Raw genomic sequence first — 18,007 nt, 5'->3', positions numbered from 1 at the left:
CCGCTAGACTGAGGCGCATGGAGTTTCCAGAGGTCAGCATTCGCGATTCCGAAATCAAGCTGGGGCAGTTCATCAAACTGGCGAACCTGGTGGAGACCGGTGGGGAGGCCAAGGAGGCCATCGCCGCCGGGGTTGTGCAGGTCAACGGCGAGGTGGATACCCGCCGCGGTAAGACGTTGCGCCCGGGCGACGAGGTGACCCTGGTGGATGCGGACACTGGCGAAGTGCTGGCAGGAGCCGTGGTGGCTGGCGCGAGCGGCGCGGCGGGTGCTGGCGCTGCTGCGAATGGAACGGAATCCGACGATGACCTCGGGGAATACTTCGACGAGTCCACCGCAGACGATGATTTCGACCCGGAGAAGTGGCGCAACGTCAGCCTGGAAGACGTCCGCGAGGATAACGCGATCTAGCGCTAGCTGAATGCCTGGCCGGTGGAGGCCGGGTGGCGTCAAAAAGAAACAACAGTTAGCCCCCAACAAGAGCACAAGCAAGAACACAAGAAAGAGCAGTGGAGGAACCATGCCCGCAATGATCGCTCAGCCCGGAATGCCCGTATGGCTGGACCTAGCCAGCACCGATGCGGCAGGGGCGGAGAAGTTCTACAGCGAGTTGCTGGGCTGGGAGTTCGAGCAGGTCTCCGATGGCTACGCCGTGGCGAAGAAGCAAGGCATGCCGGTGGCGGGTATCGCGCAGATCCCGGAGGGCAACCAGTCCGTGTGGGGAGTGCTGCTGTACACCCCGGATGTGCAGCAGGCGCATGACAAGGCCGTGCAGGCGGGGGCGAAGTCCGTGCTGGAGCCGCAGGACCTGGGCGACCGTGGCGACATGGCCGTCATCGTCGACCCGTCGGGGGCCACGGTCGGCCTGCGCAATCCCGCGGACGAGCATGCGTTGATCGCCGCGGGCGAGCCCGGCACCCCGGTGTGGTTCGAGCTCATGGTGGCGCAGAACTGGGATACGACGCTGGAGTTTTACCACGAGCTGGCGGGCTGGGATATTAAGGCCGCAGGGGACGGTGCAGAGGATGGCGCAGGGGAGGGGGAGTTCCGCTATGCCACCGGCGAGTTCGACGGCGCGGCAGTGGTTGGTCTGTGGGATACCTCCAAGCTGGAGGTGCCGGGGATGTGGACCGTTTACCTGGGCGTGGCGGACGTGGACGCCGCCATAGCCAGCACACCGGAGCTGGGCGGAAAGGTGATCCGCCCGGTTTGGGAATCCGAGTTTGGACGCATGGCCACCATCGAGGATCCGACGGGTGCGTTGGTGAACCTCTGCGAGATTGAGGAGTTCGTCCCCGACGAGGACGCGCACGAGCCGGACCTGCTGGCCCCGGAGAACTTCCAGGCGTTCTAGCGCGCCGGGCTGGCGGGCGCTGCTACCAGATGCAGACGCGCTCGTCCTCGGCGAGCCACATTCCGTCGCCCTCGGAGACGTCGAAGGCCTCGTAGAACTCCGCGATGTTGCTGGAGACCACGTTGCAGCGGAACTCCGCCGGCGAGTGCGGGTCGATGGAGGCGTACTGAGCCGCCATCTGCGGGCGGATCGCGGTCTGCCAGATCCGCGCCCAGCGCAGGAACACGCGCTGCAGGGCGGTGTACTCGGTGGTGTCCGGGTTGCCCTCGGCATCCACCAGCCCCTCGACCGGTAGCTTCTCCGCCGTCTCGAAGGTCTTCCCCTGGTCCGCCAGGTAGCGGCGCAGGGCCACGATGGCGATTCCCAATCCGCCCAGGTCACCGATGTTTTCACCCAGGGTGAAGCTGCCGTTAACGGTGTGCTCGGTGATGCCGCGCTGGCGCAGGCCCGTCGGCACCAGGCCGTCGTACTGGGCCACCAGCTTGTCGGTCAGCGTGGTGAATGCCTCGCGATCCTCCTCGGTCCACCAGGAGTTCAGGTTTCCGTCGCCGTCGTACTTCGACCCCTGGTCGTCGAAGCCGTGGCCGATCTCGTGGCCAATCACAGCGCCGATGGCGCCGAAGTTGCCGGCCATGTCCGCCGCCGGGTCGAAGAACGGCGGGCGCAGGATCGCCGCCGGGAAGGTGATGTCGTTCTTCACTGGGTTGTAGAACGCATTCACCGTCTGCGGGGTGGTGAACCAGGTCTCGTTGTCGCTGGGCTTACCCAGCTTGGAGACCTCGTAGTTGTGGTTGAAGCGGCTGGCTGCCCGCACGTTCGCCAGCAGATCCGCGCCTGTGGGGCCGAATTCCAGGCCGTCGAAGTCGCGCCACTTATCCGGGTAGCCGATCTTCGCCTCGAACTTCTCCAGCTTCGCCAGTGCCTTTTCGCGCGTCGCGGGGGTCATCCAGGCCAGTTCGCTGATGCGCTCGCGGTAGGCGGCGATCAGGTAGTCCACCAGCTCCAGCATCTTCTGCTTGTGCTCCGGCGGGAAGTGCTCGGCGACGAACTTCTTGCCGACTTCCTCGCCCACGGCACCTTCGACCAGCGCGACGCCGCGCTTCCACCGCGCCCGCTGCTCCGTAGCGCCGGACAGGGTCCGCCCGTAGAACTCCCAGTTCCGCAGGTTCACCTCCGTCGGCAGGTATGCCGCGCTGCTCAAGATCACCCGCCAGTAGGCCCACAGCTTCCACTCATCCAGACCGCTGACCTGCGAGTTCTCGCCTCCGCCGGTGGCCATGGCCGCGACGTGCTCCAGGTAGCTGGGCTGGCACACCACGATCGTGCCCCCGCCCGCGCTCTGCGTATCCACGCCCGTGGCCGCCAGCCACTCGCGGAAGGGGAAGCCCGTCGGCAGATCCTCGACCTTTGTCGGGTTATATGTCTTCTCCGCATCGCGGCTGGCCACGTTGTCCCAGTGCCCGCGCGCCAGCTCGGTCTCGAACGCGCAGATCGCATCCGCCGCCGCAGCCGCGCCCGCATCCGCATACTTTCCGGGCAGCTCCAGCTCGCTGACCAGCCCCAGCATGTCCTCTACGAACTCGCGATAGGCCTCGCGGGTCGGCGCGTGCTGCTCCTCCCGGTAGTACGCCTCATCCGGCAGACCCAGCCCGGTCTGCACCAGGTAGGCGCGCTGAATGTCCTGGCTGGAATCCTTTTCGATCCAATACCCCGCAACACCACCGGTGCCCTCCATATCGAGCCTGCCGAGCACCTTGGCCAGGTCGCTGACCGAGGTGGCGTCACTAATAAGACCCAACGGCTCCCGCAGGCCGGCCAGACCCGCGGCGGCGATGCCCTGCACGTCCATAAAAGAGGAGTACAGCGCGCCCACGCGGCCGTTCGGCTCGTCGGAGGCGGCGGCCTCTACGATCTCGCGAACCTCCTGCTCAGCGAGGTTGCGCAGCTGGTGGAAGGTGCCGTCGACGGGGCGGTCGCTGGGGATCTTGTGGGTCGCCAGCCAAGTGCCGTTCACGTGGCGGTACAGGTCCTGCGCCGGTGATGGCTGGGTGGGCTCGCCGGCCTGGTTCTGAGGCGCGGCCTCGGAGATGTCGTCCGGGATTTCTACAGCGTTAGTTTTTGCAGCGTTGTTTTCTACCATGCACACCACCTTAGACACCGCCGCGGACAGGGTGTCCCGCACAATGGTTAGGCTATGGCGTATGTTCCATCATCCCGCGCCACAGGGCCCGCCGCAGCGTCCGTCACAGGGGCGACCAGCCCGCCAGCCACAGCGACCGATGGCTCCGGTTCCTCCGGTGCCAGCCCGCCCCGCGCCACCCGCAAAGCCTGCCAAGCCCGCCCCACCGACCACATATCGCCCCGCGCCGACCAGCCCGCAGCGGCGCGGTGCCTACTCTGCCTATCTTTTAGGGACACTGTTGTTGCTGGTTGGGGGTGTCTTTATTGTGGACGCCACCCTGGAAGACGAGCCCCAATCCCTGACCGTCGCGGAAGGGATGGCGGACTCGGTTCTCACCTATTCCGAGTGGCCGCTGCGGTTTGCCTCCCTAGAGGAATGCCACGATTCGCCCGGCCTGGGGCGCCCCGGAGTGATGGAATTGGATTGCGATGGAGAAAGCTACGGAGTGACCGGCCTATCGGGCGTGGACGTGAAAGGCGGCGAGGAACCCATCTCGCAGGCCGTGAACCGCGCCGTGCGTGCGATAGTTTTCCAGGACGGTGTGAACCTGCAGTCGATCGACGTGCTGGGCAAGATCTCGGAGGAAAACCGAGAGCAGTTGAAGAAGATGCATGTCAAGCAACTGCGCGTGACGGATACCTACAAGCTGGGGGACAAGCGATTCGTGGCGGTTGCGTTCGTGAGGGATCCGGATGCGGTTCCAGAAGAGGGCGCGGATGCTGGCGCCGGTGCGAACGATGGCGCCGGCGGGGAGCCCAATAGCGAACTGGAGCACAGCCTCGAACCCGACGGCACGGCCCCGATAGTGGTGGTGCAGATGCCGGTGAAGTCGGCGTCAATCAGAAAGCAGTTAGAAGAGATCGACGAGTTCGTGCGCGGCGTCAGCTTGGACGACAACGCAGAAAGCGCAGGTGAATCCGATGTTTAAGGTGCGCAACTACCGCGTGTTCGAGGTGCCACTCGAGTTTCACTTGAAGCATCCGCCCCAGCAGCGGCCGAAACTGCGACTATTCCGCGACGGCTGGCTGGCGGCGTACTGGCTGCTGGTGGTTCCGAGCCTCGTGATGTCCGGGTTTCTGCTGATCGGCAATAACCCCTCAACGGTGAGTCCGACGCTGGGGCTGGTGCTGCTGATCGGCGCGCTGCACCTGGCGGGAGCGCTGCTGTTGGTGTGGGCGCTGCCGATATATAGGGGCACACCCAAACGGCTGGTTGCGCTGGCAGTGCTGTGGGGTGGGGCGGCCTCCGTGGTGCTGGCGGCGGTGGTGATTCAGCCACCGGTGGTGAGCACCGTAGACAAGCTGGGCTGGCACGGGCTGACGGCCAGCTTTGGAGGCGCCTACCCGGAGGAGATCGCTAAGGGTCTGGGCATCTGGCTTCTGCTGTGGATGGGGCGCGCTTGGTGGAACCGCCCGTGGCACGGCATTATCGCCGGATTGCTGGTGGGGCTGGGTTTCGAGGTCTTCGAGAACATGATGTACGCGATGATGCTGGCGGTGATGGATCCGGTGTCTGACATGCAAGGAGCCTTGTCGACGTACCTCGTGCGCGTGATTGCCGGACCTGCCAAGCACATGATGTTCAGCGCGCTGGTCGGCTATGGGATCGGCCTGGCGATGTTCGTGGGAGCGAAAGCGAGGAAGCCGCGCGGTGTCGCCTGGCGCCTGGGGGCGGTCGTGCTGTGGGGCGGTCTTGGCTTCTTGACGCATTTTGCGTGGAATATTCGCTGGCTAGATGTGTCGCCGGTGTTCCAGCTGCTGTGGATGGGCTTTGTCTGGGTGGCGCTGGCGGCGCTCGCAGTATGGGCGATTGTGTGGACGAGTGTGGAGTTTCTGCGGTGGAAAAAGCGCGGTGTTTGCCCAGCTGTGACGATATACCAGCGAGTGTGACGAAAATCACACAAGGGCTTGAGCAGGGATTTCCTGGCCAATGGTTTCATAGGGTGAAAGATGTGCCCCATGGGGTTGATGTGAATGATGTGAAACGTGTGGTTCTTGGGTATGGTGTGATTCATGATTTCACTGCCATGGCGCCGCTCCACGCGCACGTCCGTACCGAAACGCCTCACCGCAACGGCACTCGCTGGCTCCGCTTTGACGGTGGCAGCGCTCGTCGCCACCGATGTTGTTCCCGTCCCCTCGTGGGCGCTGAATGGCATCGACGTTGCCTCCCACCAGCACCCCGGTGGCGCAGCAATCGACTGGACTGCCGTGAAGCAGTCCGGCCAGTCCTTCGTCTTCGTGAAGGCGACCGAGGGCACGTCCTACACCAACCCGGCGTTCACCACGGACTCCGCAAAGGCCCAGCAGGCTGGCCTGGTTCCGGGTAGCTACCACTACGCCCGCCCGGGCAGCGGCAACCCACGTGCCGAGGCTCGCCACTACGCCAGCGTTCTGGCTACCGGCGTGCAGCCCTCGCTGCCTCCGGTTCTGGACCTGGAGGAGCACGAGGGTCTGAACCCGACTCAGCTGCAGAACTGGGTCCGCGAGTGGATCGACGAGATCAAGGTTCAGACCGGCCGCGATCCGATCATCTACACCTACTACAGCTTCTGGATCCAGCGCATGGCCAATACCACTGAGTTCTCCGAGTACCCGCTGTGGCTGGCCTACTACCGCGACACTTTGCCGGATAAGATCCCGGGAGGTTGGGACCACGTCACCTTCTGGCAGTACTCCGGCTCCGGCCGCGTTAATGGTGTGCAGACCCAGGTGGACCTGAACAAGTACTACGGTGACGACGCTGCCCTGAACGCCCTGGCATCCGGCATGCCTGCGGATACCGCTGCAGGCCAGGCTTCCGAGGCGATGGATCCGATGCGTCCTGCTGTTGAAGGCGAGGCCGAGATCGCCAACAAGATTGAGCACGCCACCGGGGTGAATGTCCCGCTGGCATCCGACTTCATGATGCAGCTGCTGGGCGTTATCGGTGGCCGCGTGTCCCCGGACGTTCTGCTGACTCAGGGTAAGCAGCAGCTGCAGGGCATGGATCCGGCACAGGTCGCAGGATCCGCTGGCGGCCCGGATCAAGGTGCCCAGGCAACCGGTTCCGTGAAGACTGCCCAGGAGATTCTGACTGCCTACACCGCACTGTCCGGCGCACTGAAGGAGTTCAACGCTGGCGGTAACAAGCTGCCGGTCGAGGCCATCCTGAAGCTGATCCAGGGCTACGCACCGGGCGCTGGCGACCAGGGCGGCACGGTGAACATCGGCCAGGTTCTGAGCCTGCTGCAGCAGTTCGGCGGTATTTCCAACTGGAACGCCAAGCTGGAGAACGGCGAGGTTAAGCCCGACGCGAATGCCTTCGCTGAGCTGGCCGACGCCGCCAAGTCCGCGAACCCGGACGGCTCCGCGCCGGCGGATGCTGCCGCCGCGCCGGCCGCTGGCCAGGCTCCCGCTGCAGGCCAGGCCCCGGCCGCTCCGGTTCCGCCGGCAGCCCCGGCTCCCGCTGCGAACTAAGCGCACGGTGCTTCCGCGCTAGGGAGCTAGTGGCTAAAAGAGAGAAGCGTCGCCCTGACCGGGCGGCGCTTTTTGCATCCCTATCCCGCTCTTGCTCGCACCCCACGCTCTTGCGCCTTTCCGCGGTCGCGCACCCCTGTCTCGGCGAGCTGCAAACCGGGGAATGTCCCAAATTTTCCACTCTGTTTTTATAACCATCTATTTCCGCAGGTCAGAGCGGTGCAAATTTTTGCTGCAAAGGCGCTACTCGTTGAAAGTGGAAGATTTGGGACATCGTCCCCCTAGCGCGAGGCATCCGCCGATGCATCGCGGCACTGCGGCATCGGAGGATCGGGGCACCGCGACATCGGAGGATCGGGGCACTGCGGCAACGGGGCACCGCGGCATGCGGCTGGGGAGTCCTCAGACCGTGGAGGCCGCAGGGCTCCTAGGGGGCATGCATAAGTGCCAGGGCATGAAGGGGGACCAAGGCATGAAAAAGGGCGGGATGGTAGATCACCACCCCGCCCAGCCCTGCTCAGTGGCCGGCCCTGCGGAACCTAGTCCGAGAACTTCATCGGCCCGTTGTACCAGAGGCCAGAGCGCTTATCCGTCTCCGTATCCAGCTTCACCGGCTTCGGCTTATCGCCGTTCGCATTCGGGAACGGGGTCAGCTTGTCCAGCACACCCCAGTCCCGCTGCCAGTCGTCCTGCAGGTAGGTCGGTACTTCCTCGGCCTGCGAGGTCATCTGCACCAGCCCGTAGGAGCCACCGCCGGAGTAGTCCATCACCGGCGTGTGGTTGCTGCGCACGTCGTGGTCCGGCGAAATGCGGAACTCTGCTGCCTCTGCCACACCTGCCCAGTGGTCATACGGCTTCTGGCACGGGAACTGGAAAGCGATGGTCCAGTCCAGCAGTGTCGGTGCTTCGGAGCCCACGTAGTCGTTCAGCGACTCCATCTCCGGCACGCGCGGCGGCGTAATGGCAATCCACTGCGTAGGTGTCAGGTTTGGATCGTTCGCCACAATGCGCACCGAGTCCGCATCCTCCGGCACCTGGTCCATCGGGATGCGCAGGTTACGCCACTCGGGCGCGTAGCCCGGATCCAGCGGAATCTGCTCGCCGAGCACCTCAAAGTCCTCAGCCTTCTTGGAACCTCCGGACTTGCCGAACTGGACCTTGATCTCCTGGCCGTACTTGAAGATGCCGTCCATGTCGAAGTGTCCGACCTGCCCGGCCACGCTGAATACCAGCAGCGGCAGGCCCTCGCGATCCTCCGGCAGGCTGTACCAGCTGGTCGTAGTGTTTGCGGGCGTCTGCAGGCCCTCGGTGTACGAGCCGACCACTGGCACCTTGTTCGCGTCAATTCCGAACGGCAGCACGGCATAAGATCCGTTCACGCCCTTGGTGGCCTTCAGGCCGCCGGTGGTGCCGGATGCGTCGCTGCCGTCGTTGCGGTCACTGCTGCTCGTCTCTTCCTCGGACTTGTTCGTTGCCCTATCTTGTGACGCCGCATTCTGCGTGTCTCCCTGGTCAGAGGAAGCGTTCGTGTCGTCGGAGCCGGAATCCTCGCTACGGAACTGGTCGGAAGAGCCCACCGTGGCCTGGGAGTCGCCGGTGGACTTGGAGTCGATCTTGGCGGGGATGTTGTTCGGCTCGAAGCCGCGACCCCCGCCGCTGGTCAGGGATTCCTTCAGGGAGCTACCGTCGGCAGGCTGGAGGAAGGAGTCGTTGGTGTTGGTTTCCACCAGAACATCCGCAGCCTGGTTACAGGTCTGGCCCGTGAGAGCCATCATGTTGCCCTTGCCCACGGAGTAGGCGGGCCACTGGCTGACCATGCCCTTCGTCAGGGAGGCCAGGGTGAACACGACCGTGAAGGCCGTCAGCACGGCGATTGGCGCGGCCGTCAGGCCGCGGAACTGGTGGAGCTTCTTAGTCTCGGCCCGTTCAAGATCTGCCACTTCCGATTCGGTGGTGGCACGGGCGCGTTTGGCGTCCGCAAGAAAGCCAACGATCACACCCCAGAAAAGAACCACGACAGATACAGCAAGCATCACGGTGCTAGCGGTGATACCAGAGAGCTGCACCGGCTTATCCCACCACGGCACGCCGTAGGAGGACAGGTACCACCAACCGTTCGGGCCGGCGAGGGTGAAGGCGAACAGCATCAGGGTAGAGCCCAGGAACAGCAGTTGGTTGCGCCTGGTCTGCAGCGCGAAGCGCGAGGCGGCAACGGCTGCTAGAGCCGTCAGCGCAGCACCGATACCCGCGAACACGCCGAAGTGGTGGGTCCACTTGGTGGGCGTGAACGTCATGAAGAACAGCGTGCCCAGAATGATCAGCAACAGGCGGGTGGACGGAGCCTTAGCGGCACCGGTGATGCGCCCGTTGCGCAGCATGGCAGCCACGACGATGCCAATGCAGAAGAACAGCATGACCATGGTGAAGCGGCGCGGGAAGCTGCCGTCGACGGTCTGCTCCATGAGGGCTTCGTAGCGACGGAACTCCTCGAACCACTGCATAGACGGGCCGATTTCTCCGCGCAGCTTGATGGCCTCGGTGACGGTGCGCAGCGTCTGGTCTGCGAACACAGCCGTGAGGATCGCGGTGCCGGCGGCCAGGAACGGCGCGATCTGCGCCAGGATGGCCGCAATGACCGTCTTCTTCGGGGCACCCTTCGGTGCGCCCAACAGAGGCAGGCGGCGGGTGAGAATGCGAATCAGCGCGCCCAGGGAGGCCAGCAGGGCCGAGACGGCCATCAGGCCAGTCGGGCCCGCTCCCAGCGCCAGGGTGGCGATGATCGTGCCGACCGCGGCGGGTAGCAGGCGGTGGGTGGCGATGGCGCGTTCGAAGGAGACCCAAGCCAGCAGGGAGAGCACGGCGATGATCGGCTCCGGGCGCGTGCCGTTGTTGAAGGTCATCCAGAACAGCAGGAATGTCGCCGCCATGGTCCAGTGGGCGACTTGGCGCTGGTTGATCTTGGCGCCGAGGCGCGGCATGACCTCACGGGAAAGGACCAGCCACGTGACGATGCCCGCGATCAAGGAGGGCAGGCGCATCCAGATGGATGCGGAAGAGATCTGCGTCATCAGCGCCAGCAGGTCGTAGAACGGCGAGCCGAAGGGGGATTCCGGTACGCCGAACCACCGGTAGTAGTTGGCCATGTAGCCGGACTCGTGGGAGACCTTGGCCATGGTCAGCAGGTAACCGTCATCGGAGGTGTTGGCGCCGACGAAGTACCAGGCCAGCAGGATGAAGCCGACCACGCCGTCGAGCGGTCGGGGCTTCCACCAGTTGCGGTGGAACAAGCGGCGGGACGTGGTCCGCTTGTCGAGGATATCGATGCGGTACAGGCAGTACAGGGCGATCGCGGTGGCGATGATGCCTACGAAGATGGCCAGGTACTTGATAGCCGACGGGGAAGAGGTAAAGCGCGAATCGACGGTGACGTGTGCCTGGAAGCCCGCGTCGATCGTGTTGTTGGCGTTCTTCTCCGTGTTCTTGATGTCCGTGTAGATGCCGGTGAGGGCGGGGCGAACGTCGGCATCGATGGTGGAATCCAGCGCGTAGTGCAGGTGCTTGTCTGCGTCCGGGACCCAGGCGCGGGTGGATTCGTAGTTGGAGGTGATGCGCAGCTGCGCGTCGTCCGGCAGCTTCTGCAGGGCGTCCTTGTTGATGGACAGCGGAACGACGTTGCGCACGACCACGTCGAGGTTGTCGTCGGTGGAGCGGACGAACAAGCCGCGGAGGGTGGCCTCAGTGGATTCTGGCGGGAGGGTGGACAGGACATTTGTCGCACCTTCATCCAGGTTGCGCACTTCCTGGATCGGAACCGTGATGTCTACGTCTTGGGGGACGTAGGAGATCAGGGGCGCCTGGACGGAAGTGAGTTCATCGTCCTGAGGCCAGTTGAACGAGGACTGTACCTGGTTTACAGGCAGGAAAGGCAAAGATACGAACATCACCATGCCGATGAGGCCGGAGACGATGGACGCTAACTTTAGTTTCCCTGTTGGCTGCTGAACTTTAGACACAACAGGTAATTGTAGGCCACGGCCGGGCTAACACAGAACTCAATTAGCCTATTCGCCGGGATTCTTGTTAATTCCTGTTACTCAGGGAGCTTTTTGTGGCGCCACCTACAGTGTGCGCGACGCCAGGGACCTGCTGGTGTGCGCAGCTCCGCTACCTAGCGTTGGATTGCTCAGCGCTGGGTGACTCAGCGCTGGCGCACCGCGATGACAAACGGCCCGACCTGGTGCAGATCCCAGCCTTCGGAGAACGCAGAGGCATCGAAGTGGATCGCGCGGAACCGTACATTCGGCTGGCTGGGGTAGATGTCATCTGCCACCAGGTAGGTAAATGTGCCGTCGGCGGTGGTGCTGTCAGCGCCGTCGGTGTCGTCGACGCCGTCACCGCTGCTATCGGGGGAATCCAACTGCCCGCGCATGAGTAGCGCATCGGGTGCCTTCCACCCATTTGCTTTCTCTGCGTTGTCCATCGCAGCCAGCAGGTCCTTGGGATCCGTGATCTTGCTCCAGCCCTCGATCTCCTCGTTACGGCGAGCGAAGTCGCCCAACGGGTTGGCATAGTGTGAGGTAAAGGCCTGGTAGGCGTGGTACGGATAGTAGGCCATGAAGCTCTTCTCGTCCGTGAGCAGCACCTTGCCGGATCGGCCGCCGAGCTCCTCGGAGAGCACCTCGTCTACCTGCGAGTAGTACACGGCGGAATCGCCCGGAAGCTTGTCCGCACGTTTCCCATCGCCGTCGGTATCGGTGTAGGCGGTGTCGATGTGGTTCTCGTGCTCGAAGGGGATCTGCGTCGCATAGTGAATGCCACATACGGCCATCACGATAGCCATTACGCGGCTAATCAGTACGCCGTTCCTAGGCATGCGGCCCGCCGCAGCCGTGAGCTGCGGAACATACACCAGTCGCCAATCTGCGATGGCCAGCACGCCCGAAACGGCGAGGATAATGCTGATTGGTACGGCCATGCGGAAGCCCAGCAGCGTGGTGCCGAAGACCGTCATCAGCAGCGACAGGATCACCCATGCGTAGCAGACGAGCAGGCCGAGCGTCAGGGCGCGAACGTCGCCGTCTTTACGGCGGAAAACCATCCAGATCAGCGCGATGATGGAGAGGATGCCAATGGCCGCAGACTCGAAGAATGGGGTGGGCACCTGTGTGGCAACTTCCGGCAGGTAGTGCTGCGCGGTGCTGGTGGATCCATGAGTCTGGGTGACCAGGCTCCATAGGTATGGTGCCCAGCCCAGCAGGGCGATGGCGATGGAGCCGGCGCCGATTGCCACCAGGCGGATCAGCGGTTTGATGCCGCGTACCATAACTGCGCCGACTACTGCGAGTACCACTACCGTCAGGGCGGATGCGGCTGTGTACAGCGTATAAAGGTTGGCCGAAAGCCCCAGATAGATGATGGATCCGACGAGCGCGGCGCGCCCTCCGTGCAGCGCGCGCCGGGCGAGGACAAACGCCGGTGCCATGCCCATTGCCACAATCGCCGCGTAGGGTTCATCGCCGCCGACCGTCAGGGTAACCGTCACGGTCACTAGTGCCAGTGCGCTGGCGATAGGTAGTGAACCGCAGATGCGCTGCCACACCGGCACCAGCATGCTGGCGGCCATCGCCATCGTGATGAGCGCCCAGGGCTGCATTGCCACCCAGCCGGCCAGGCCAAAGGTGCGGGCGAACAATCCGCCGCTGAAGAACCACAGGCCAGGGTAGAAGGAAGGCTGGTCGATGTATGCCATGTCCTCCCAGCCCAGCTGGTTGGTCATGCGGGTGAGGAACTGCGTGCGAAACGCCTGGTCTACGCTGATTCCGCCGAGGTAAAGCTGGGTTGCTGCCAGCGGGATACCCAGCGCTGCCAGCACCAGCACGGCCGGTGCAAGGTGCATGATCAGCTGCAGTAGGACGGAGACCCACCCGCGCAGAGCTGGCCGTTGCGATCCCCGTGCACCTAAGCCCTTACCTCGCGCATCTTTGCTCCGCGCGCCCTTGCCCTGCGTACCTTTGCTCCGCGCGCCCTTGCCCTGCGAACCAGTAGCCTGCCCACTGAGCATCCACTTCGCCGGGTAGACCCACCAGTAGCAGGCCAATCCGGTGAGCACGACCAGGATGGTGATGGCCGCGGTAGTTAGTCCGCGCAGCACGAAGCTATTGTTAAAAGCGGGGAAGTTCGTGTGCGCCATCAGGTACCACCCCAGGGTGGTTCCGGCGAATGCAAGCGCACCGGTCACAACGAGGCGCACGAGGGTTTGGCGGATGGACAGCGCGTCCTTGGTGAAGGGGACCGTCCGATCAGCCTGCGTGGCGGAACTTGAGCTCATTGCTTCATTCTTGCACACGCCCCGGACAACCCCAGCTGTCCGAAGCCGTGTGCGCGGGTCGCGTCCGTCACGCCCCGCTCAGTCAGCGCAGCATGATTGCCCTAATTCCGGAGTGGAATCCGTCGCGCAGGCCCACGCGCTGTGTTTCGGAGAGCGTGTACTCGTGCAGAGTCTCGCAAGCAAACTGCAGCAGTGGCCGGTCGATCTCCGGGGGCAGCCCGCCGCCCGACAGCAGGTGGGCGTTGTCGCGCTGTTCCTCGTTCGCCACGTTGTCGTACCACCACACCGCGTATTGCTGGCCAATGTCAGACGGGCTCTGCTCGCCCGCGGTCGCCCACACCTCGTTCGGCAGCGGCACGTAGCGGCTGCGCAGCTTGCGGTGGCGCGCCATCATGCCGGGGTTCGGACGCGGCTTCGGCTTGGGTGTTTCTGTTTCTTGTGCTTCTGCCGTCTTATTTTGTGACGCCGCCGTGCCCGGCTCGGCCGCCGCCTCAGCCGACGTACTGGGCTCCGTCGCTGCGGGTCGTACGCTGTCTGCATTTTGTGCAGCTTCGGCCGCATCCACCGCCTCAGCTGCAGTTTCCGTGGCGGGTTGGGTTGCCGGGGGTGGGGTGGCCTCCTGGTTCACGCTCGGATGGGTGGCGCCCCGGGAGGTAGCGGCTGGGCCACTGCGCACTGGTTCTGGAATCTGGGGAGTACCCGGAGTCTGTGGTTTGGCCGAGTCCGCGGGTCCGGTCGCGTCCGCATTGCCGACGGCGCCCTCCTTGGCTGAGTTTTCATCGGCAGGCCCATCCCCGGGAGCATCGGCGGCGGTGAGCACGCACGGACTCGAATCCGCCGGCTCTTCCGCATCGCCCAGGGGCTTGTCCTCGGGCTGTTCGGGCTGCTCGCCGGCTGGCAGGGGGCCTTCCAGCACTTGCAGGCGCATGGTGTCGCGGAAGTCCTCGCGCGGGTCCAGGATCGTGGTTGTATCGCAGGCGAAGCGCAGGGCGGAGGACATGGAATCCCAGCCGAAGCCGTATAGATGCACACGGATGCCTGCGGCGACGGCTTCTTCAACACCGGGTAGCATGTCGGCGTCACCAGAAACGAGCACGATGTCGGATACCTGGCGCTTCATCGCGGCGATAACGATGTCCGCGACCAGGCGCGTATCCACTGCCTTTTGGGTGCGGCGGTCGCCCCATTCGATCAGCTGACCGGCGCGCAGCTGCACGCCTGGCTCGCTGCGCAGGGAGCGCTGGTAGCGGTGGGGGCCGGAATCGGGGATGCCGTCGTACCAAAACTGCCGGTGAACGGGCTGCTTCAGCTGGTCCTGGATCATCTGGCCGAGGACTGCTACGACCTCCGGAAGGTCGATCTCTAACTGGGCGCGCGCCCCGGTGTCCCAGGAGTTATAAAAGCTTGCTAGCAGGTAAGACGTGTCGACATAGACCTGTGTGCGTTCCAACATTGTTCATTGCTCTTTTCGTTTCGTTCGTAACTAGTTCTTGCGTGTTCTTTCCCTCTAGCATGCCTGAAAACTTTGTTGTATGGTTAGTTACGCAAGTAACCAACCAACTAACTAAGTGTGTTGAGAATGCGCTGAAGCGCAGAACGCACTGGGAGCTTGTTAAGTCGCAGACCGAAGGAGGTGCCTCATGAATGAATCGTCGACTCCGCTTTTTCAGCAGGTCGCAGACCTCATCGCGGACGCGATCGTGGATGGGTCACTTCCTGAGGGCGAACGCGCGCCATCGACTAACGAACTCGCAGAATTTCACAGCATCAACCCCGCAACCGCCAGAAAAGGGTTGGCGCTACTTGTCGATCAGGGCGTGTTGGCCAAGAGGCGCGGCGTGGGGATGTTCGTTGAACACGGCGCCCGCGAGCGAATCCTGACCTTGCGTAAGGAGGCTTTCGCTGCCAGTTATTTGGTTCCTCTCGTCGACGAGGCCGCCAAGTTGGGCATGAATCGCACACAGCTGAAAACCCTCATGGACAAAGTCGCAGAAAGTCGAGGACTCTACGAATGATTGCCACTACGTATCCCGACGCAGCCTCTGGCGTCGCCCCCGATATCGAGCTGCGTGATGTCAGGCGCAGGCTCGGCTTCACTCACGCCCTTGATGGCGTGACGGCGCACCTGCCAGGGGGTCGCGTCTATGGCCTTATCGGCCGCAACGGCGCTGGTAAGACCACTCTGCTGCGCACGATTGCCGGCCAGCTGCGGGCCAAGGGCGAGGTTCTCATTGGCGGCCAGCCGGTCTACGACAACACGGAAGTACTGAACAGCTTGATTCTGTCTGGCCCCGATGTGCCGTGGCCTTCGGATATTAAGGTCAAGCAGTTACTCAGTGTGGTCGCCGCCCGCTGGGAGACCTGGGACCAGCGCTATGCGGACCAGCTCTGCGAGGATTTCGAGGTCGATACGCGCAAACCCCTGTCTAAGCTCTCGCGCGGACAAAAATCCCTGGTCTCGATCGTTATTGGACTGGCTGCGCAGTGCCCCGTCACTCTCCTCGATGAGCCCTACCTGGGCCTTGACGTCCAGAATCGCGAGTTGTTCTACAAACTCTTGCTGCAGGATGTCGAGCGCAACCCGCGCACATTCATCCTCTCCACCCACCACGTCGACGACGCTGCTCGCATCCTCGATTCCGTCGTCCTCCTCGACAAGGGCCGCATTACGGGAGTCGGCACCCTCGACGCCATCACCGAACGCATCGCGATCCTCTCTGGTTCCGCCGCGGCAGTCGAAGCCACGCTCGGCGAGGTTGGGGCCACTGGTTCTGTTCTTAATGACGCCACGTCCTCCGGCCTACGCCGGGTAGTCCTAGATACTCACGGGCTGGAAACCGATAGCGTGCAGGACCTCGCCGCACGCATTGAGGGCAGTGGAGTGCGTGTGAGCAGCGCGGACCTAGAGCAGGCGGTGCTAGCGCTGACCGGAAGGGAGTTCTAGCCTTGGAGACCACCCACCGACCCCTGCCCTGGGGAACGCACTGGAAACTGGCCATGCGCCAGCTGCTGGCTAAATCCGGGAACCTTGGCTTTGGCGCCGTGTTCATTCTTTTGCTCCTGTTCTTCTTAATGGGCGGAGAGGAAATCAACGGGTTCAAGCTGGGGGTATACCTACTATTTGGCTTTTCGCTGGGTCTGCAGCCGATCACCGCAGTGTGGGACAAGGCTCAGCTTCGCGCTCTGGGAATGAGTGTGGCGGATATCCGCCGAAACCTCCTGATAGTAATGCCAGTTGCATCGGCAGCCGTCTGCGGAGCGATGCTTTTAGGCTACGTTCTTTCGCTAATTTTCAATTGGCACATCCCGGCATTCTGGGTTGTCCTAGGATTCGTCTTCCTCGTGCATGTGGCCAGCATCATCGGGGCTCTGACACGTGTCGGGGATAATAGTGAGGTCGTCAAGGGTTCCACGAGCGATACCGAGGAAGACGAGACCACCCAAGCGGATAAAGCCAAGTGGGCTGAATTGTTTAACGCGGAGACGAGGTGGCGTCAACAAGAAAAGAAGGGCGAAAACCCCACGGCGCTCAACTACATTGCCTCCTGGCGGATCGATGGGTTCATGGCTTGGATGCACCTGGCTGGATTCATCGCGATAGTCATCGGTGTGATCGGCTGGTTCGCATCGGGGCTAACGCCTAGTGGCGCGATGTGGCTGTACCCAGCAGCGATGATTCTGCCGGTAGCTGCCTGCTACCTGGGTGAGACGCTGAACTCGAGCTTGCGCACTTGGCTCGTGCTTTCGGGTGACCGACGCCGCTGGTACGCCAAGGCTATGGGTCGGCTAGTTTTGTGGCTGCCGGGTGTGGCTTTATTAGTTCTGATCGGGACGGCGGAGTTCACGCTATTTAGTGCGCTGTTCCCGGGGATCGGCGATCTAGAACTGCACGTAAGCGGAAAGGGTCTACTGATGACCCTGCTTATTGCTCTGACAGTGGCAATGGTCTTTGGCCTGATGGCAATCGTGAGCTTCTGGGTGAGCAACCGCTTCAGCGGGTGGATGAGGTGGGTGGCGAGCGTTCTAGCCATCATGCCGATGTCGGCCGCGATGGCGGTGATTATCGTCTCGGTTCAAGAGATTGATGAGGCTGGTACCGGCCTGCCGGGCCCCGTCGCTACCATCTTTGGAGCCGTAGGTGTGGTGACAGTGATCGTATTCGCAGCGCTGCGATGGGGCATCGGGCGCTTCGATACGGCCCATGAGTCAATTCAGGAAAATCTGGGCCTGGATTCGGAGGCCTAGAACACCTCTTAGAAACGGCCTGTGGCCTGCGGGTTTGTGTTTGTCGTGGGGTGTGTGTACATTAATCCAAGTCAGCGCGACACGGCGCCGCGAGTTACAGACTCTCGGAACGCTGGAAGTCATAAGCGTTTGGCCAATCACTTTAAAGCTGTAAAAACAGTTCGTGTGTGCGAGTGCAGCGGGTTGTTTACCGGGAATTTGCTTTATTTTCACGGTTGCTTTACACTCGTGATCCGTCGCAACGTGGCTGCCACCGATTGTGTGGTGTGTTTGTTGTGTGCGTAGGTTGTTTGAGAACTCAATAGCGTGATGAACCAAGTTTAGATACTTTGTTGACCAACCTTTGTGTTGATTCTGATGCATTGTATGTCTTATTTACTTTTGTGACTTGTTTCAGTGCTCCATCAGCTCGCATGGATTGTGGGTTGGTGGTGGTTACGC

At 62.8% G+C, this 18,007-nt stretch carries 12 protein-coding genes; 8 read left to right on the top strand and 4 right to left on the bottom strand.

Annotated features, from left to right (window positions below):
• Window positions 1-17: 17 nt before the first annotated feature.
• Both HMPREF3166_RS07480 and HMPREF3166_RS07475 read left to right on the top strand, forming a co-directional pair.
• Window positions 18-410, top strand: coding sequence for an RNA-binding S4 domain-containing protein (locus tag HMPREF3166_RS07480; RefSeq protein WP_049050644.1), 393 nt, complete (start codon window positions 18-20; stop codon window positions 408-410).
• Between the two features lie 109 nt (window positions 411-519).
• The gene (locus HMPREF3166_RS07475) at window positions 520-1,353 is read left to right on the top strand and encodes a VOC family protein (protein ID WP_049050643.1); all 834 of its coding nucleotides are present in this window, start codon (window positions 520-522) and stop codon (window positions 1,351-1,353) included.
• Between the two features lie 22 nt (window positions 1,354-1,375).
• Here HMPREF3166_RS07475 and HMPREF3166_RS07470 read toward each other — a convergent pair whose 3' ends face one another.
• On the bottom strand, window positions 1,376-3,493 hold the full coding sequence (locus tag HMPREF3166_RS07470; RefSeq protein WP_070488629.1) for a M13 family metallopeptidase: 2,118 nt from the start codon (window positions 3,491-3,493) through the stop codon (window positions 1,376-1,378).
• Window positions 3,494-3,800: 307 nt separating this feature from the next.
• On the opposite strand from HMPREF3166_RS07470, the gene HMPREF3166_RS07465 reads away from it, so the two are divergent.
• The 3 genes from HMPREF3166_RS07465 (at window position 3,801) to HMPREF3166_RS07455 (ending at window position 6,993) form a co-directional block, all read left to right on the top strand.
• Window positions 3,801-4,463, top strand: coding sequence for a hypothetical protein (locus HMPREF3166_RS07465; protein ID WP_070488627.1), 663 nt, complete (start codon window positions 3,801-3,803; stop codon window positions 4,461-4,463).
• A complete protein-coding gene (locus tag HMPREF3166_RS07460) occupies window positions 4,456-5,424 on the top strand; it encodes a PrsW family intramembrane metalloprotease (RefSeq protein ID WP_035004565.1) in 969 nt (322 codons plus the stop codon). Before HMPREF3166_RS07465 ends, HMPREF3166_RS07460 begins: the two co-directional genes overlap by 8 nt.
• A gap of 123 nt (window positions 5,425-5,547) precedes the next feature.
• Window positions 5,548-6,993, top strand: a complete 1,446-nt coding sequence (locus tag HMPREF3166_RS07455; RefSeq protein WP_070488501.1) for a glycoside hydrolase family 25 protein — start codon at window positions 5,548-5,550, stop codon at window positions 6,991-6,993.
• Between the two features lie 539 nt (window positions 6,994-7,532).
• On the opposite strand, the gene HMPREF3166_RS07450 is transcribed toward HMPREF3166_RS07455, so the two are convergent.
• The 3 genes from HMPREF3166_RS07450 to HMPREF3166_RS07440 form a co-directional block, all read right to left on the bottom strand.
• Window positions 7,533-11,006, bottom strand: a complete 3,474-nt coding sequence (locus HMPREF3166_RS07450; RefSeq protein ID WP_070488499.1) for an arabinosyltransferase domain-containing protein — start codon at window positions 11,004-11,006, stop codon at window positions 7,533-7,535.
• Window positions 11,007-11,191: 185 nt separating this feature from the next.
• Window positions 11,192-13,321, bottom strand: a complete 2,130-nt coding sequence (locus HMPREF3166_RS07445; protein ID WP_049050640.1) for a galactan 5-O-arabinofuranosyltransferase — start codon at window positions 13,319-13,321, stop codon at window positions 11,192-11,194.
• Between the two features lie 82 nt (window positions 13,322-13,403).
• Window positions 13,404-14,774 (bottom strand): NYN domain-containing protein, encoded by a 1,371-nt coding sequence (locus HMPREF3166_RS07440; RefSeq protein WP_070488497.1) that lies wholly within the window; start codon window positions 14,772-14,774, stop codon window positions 13,404-13,406.
• A gap of 187 nt (window positions 14,775-14,961) precedes the next feature.
• Here HMPREF3166_RS07440 and HMPREF3166_RS07435 point away from each other — a divergent pair, with 187 nt between their 5' ends.
• Genes HMPREF3166_RS07435 through HMPREF3166_RS07425 form a run of 3 tightly spaced genes read left to right on the top strand, consistent with a single transcriptional unit; the run spans window position 14,962 to window position 17,566 of the window.
• Window positions 14,962-15,336 carry a GntR family transcriptional regulator gene (locus tag HMPREF3166_RS07435; RefSeq protein WP_035004555.1) on the top strand — a complete coding sequence of 125 codons (375 nt, stop codon included), beginning with the start codon at window positions 14,962-14,964 and terminating at the stop codon, window positions 15,334-15,336.
• Window positions 15,333-16,265 carry an ATP-binding cassette domain-containing protein gene (locus HMPREF3166_RS07430; protein ID WP_070488495.1) on the top strand — a complete coding sequence of 311 codons (933 nt, stop codon included), beginning with the start codon at window positions 15,333-15,335 and terminating at the stop codon, window positions 16,263-16,265. Before HMPREF3166_RS07435 ends, HMPREF3166_RS07430 begins: the two co-directional genes overlap by 4 nt.
• Before the next feature lie 2 nt (window positions 16,266-16,267).
• The gene (locus HMPREF3166_RS07425; protein ID WP_246816961.1) at window positions 16,268-17,566 is read left to right on the top strand and encodes an ABC transporter permease; all 1,299 of its coding nucleotides are present in this window, start codon (window positions 16,268-16,270) and stop codon (window positions 17,564-17,566) included.
• Window positions 17,567-18,007 lie beyond the last annotated feature (441 nt).

The organism is Corynebacterium sp. HMSC08A12 (assembly GCF_001807485.1).
GTDB lineage: Bacteria > Actinomycetota > Actinomycetes > Mycobacteriales > Mycobacteriaceae > Corynebacterium > Corynebacterium evansiae.
Note: the sequence above shows the minus strand (reverse complement) of the source record. Positions and strands in the feature narration are given on the sequence as shown.

Excerpts from the sequence above, each read along its gene's own strand:
- HMPREF3166_RS07480 (WP_049050644.1), top strand. The coding sequence starts at position 18 with ATGGAGTTTCCAGAGGTCAGCATTCGCGATTCCGAAATCAAGCTGGGG.
- HMPREF3166_RS07430 (WP_070488495.1), top strand. The coding sequence starts at position 15,333 with ATGATTGCCACTACGTATCCCGACGCAGCCTCTGGCGTCGCCCCCGAT.
- HMPREF3166_RS07455 (WP_070488501.1), top strand. The coding sequence starts at position 5,548 with ATGATTTCACTGCCATGGCGCCGCTCCACGCGCACGTCCGTACCGAAA.
- HMPREF3166_RS07440 (WP_070488497.1), bottom strand. The coding sequence starts at position 14,774 with ATGTTGGAACGCACACAGGTCTATGTCGACACGTCTTACCTGCTAGCA.
- HMPREF3166_RS07460 (WP_035004565.1), top strand. The coding sequence starts at position 4,456 with ATGTTTAAGGTGCGCAACTACCGCGTGTTCGAGGTGCCACTCGAGTTT.
- HMPREF3166_RS07470 (WP_070488629.1), bottom strand. The coding sequence starts at position 3,493 with ATGGTAGAAAACAACGCTGCAAAAACTAACGCTGTAGAAATCCCGGAC.
- HMPREF3166_RS07435 (WP_035004555.1), top strand. The coding sequence starts at position 14,962 with ATGAATGAATCGTCGACTCCGCTTTTTCAGCAGGTCGCAGACCTCATC.
- HMPREF3166_RS07445 (WP_049050640.1), bottom strand. The coding sequence starts at position 13,321 with ATGAGCTCAAGTTCCGCCACGCAGGCTGATCGGACGGTCCCCTTCACC.
- HMPREF3166_RS07475 (WP_049050643.1), top strand. The coding sequence starts at position 520 with ATGCCCGCAATGATCGCTCAGCCCGGAATGCCCGTATGGCTGGACCTA.